2 protein-coding genes are annotated in these 1,684 nt (G+C 73.4%); one reads left to right on the top strand and one right to left on the bottom strand.

Features of this window, described 5'->3' with window-relative positions:
• Positions 1-846: LysR family transcriptional regulator ArgP (locus PLL68_RS03345; protein WP_324531634.1), on the top strand; the 846-nt coding region annotated here is incomplete at its 5' end.
• Positions 847-891: 45 nt separating this feature from the next.
• Here PLL68_RS03345 and PLL68_RS03340 read toward each other — a convergent pair.
• Positions 892-1,684 (bottom strand): TrmH family RNA methyltransferase (locus PLL68_RS03340; protein WP_324531632.1); only part of this gene is annotated, 793 nt, incomplete at its 5' end.

The following is a 1,684-nucleotide window of genomic DNA, read 5'->3' as shown; positions in this document are numbered from 1 at the left end:
CAGCTGGCCGCCCTCGTGGCGATCGCCGACCTCGGCACGTTCGAGGCCGCTGCCCGGCACCTGCACGTCACCCCGAGCGCTGTCAGCCAGCGGATCCGGGCCCTGGAGTCGGCCGCCGGTCAGGTGCTGGTTCGACGCGGTACGCCCTGCACTCCCACCGCCGCCGGCGAGCGACTCCTCGCGGTCGCCCGACAGACCCAGCTGCTCCTCGCCGAGGTGCAGACCACCCCGAGCGTCGTCGACCTCCCGCTCGCCGTGAATGCCGACTCGCTGGCCACCTGGTGGCGCCCCGTCATCGGGGAGGTGGCCACGTGGGAGGACGTCACCCTGCGGCTGCACGTCGAGGACCAGGCCTTCTCGAGCGACCTGCTCCGCCGAGGGGACGTGCTGGCGGCGGTGACGAGCGAGCCGCAGGCCGTGCAGGGGTGTGCGGTCGAGCGGCTCGGGACGATGCGCTACCTGCCCGCGACATCCCGCGCGTTCGCGCAGCGCTGGCGCACCGGGCGCGGCTACGACTGGGCCGCCATGCCGACCGTGGTGTTCAACGACAAGGACGACCTCCAGCACGAGGTGCTGCGTCGCCGTGGGCTGGAGCGCGCTCGGATCGTCCACCGCGTCCCCACGTCAGCCGACTTCCACGAGGCGGTGCGGCTCGGGCTGGGCTGGGCCGCGATCCCCGAGCCGCAGCTGCGCCCGGACCTCGAGAGCGGCGACCTCGTCGTCATCAGTGCGCGAGACCACGTCGACGTCGAGCTGCACTGGCAGCGCTGGCGCCTGGACTCCCCCATCCTGGATCGGCTGACCGCGGCCGTACGACGAGCCGCGGCTGCCGCGTTGCGGCGCTGACACCACGCCCGGATGCCGTGGCACCGGTCGCGCGCCCCACGCACCTCACCCGTCGGCATCGCCCACCGGGGCCGGCACCCGCAGGGCCCAGGCCGCCACCGCGCCGGCGGCCGCGACGTTGAGCGAGTCCACGCCCCCGAGCATCGGGATCCGCACGGTGAGGTCGACCTCGGCGAGCGTTCGATGACTCAGCCCGTCGCCCTCGGTGCCGAGGATCAGCGCGAGACGATCAGGCGGATCCGCGGCGAGCTCGTCGAGACCCACCGAGTCCTGGCGCAGTGCCAGGGCCGCCGTGGTGAACCCGAGGCCGCTCAGCAGCGACACGGCACCGGGCCACGGGTCGATGCGGGTCCACGGCACCTGGAACACCGTGCCCATCGAGACGCGGATCGCGCGCCGGTATAGCGGGTCGGCGCAGCGTGGGGTGACGAGCACGGCATCCACCCCGAGGGCGGCCGCGGACCGGAACACCGCGCCGACGTTGGTGTGGTCGACGATGTCCTCGAGCACGAGCACCCGCCGCGCGCCGTCGAGCACGTGCGCCACGGTCGGCAGCTCCGGTCGCTGCATCGCGGCCAGGGCACCACGGTGCAGGTGGAAGCCGGTGAGCGCCTCGATGACGTCAGGATCACCGACGAAGACGGGGATGCCGTTCGCCTCGGCTGCGGTCACGACGTCACCGAGGTCGGTGAGCCAGCGCTCCCCCATGAGGAAGGAGCGAGGGTGGTGCCCGGCGGCGAGCGCCCGTCGGATGACCTTCTCGGACTCGGCGACGTACAGGCCGCGTTCGGGTTCGGTCCTGCGGCGCAGGGCGACGTCGGTGAGTCCGACGTAGTCG

Source organism: Ornithinibacter sp., from assembly GCF_035443565.1.
Taxonomy (GTDB): domain Bacteria; phylum Actinomycetota; class Actinomycetes; order Actinomycetales; family Dermatophilaceae; genus Fodinibacter.
Note: the sequence above shows the minus strand (reverse complement) of the source record. Positions and strands in the feature narration are given on the sequence as shown.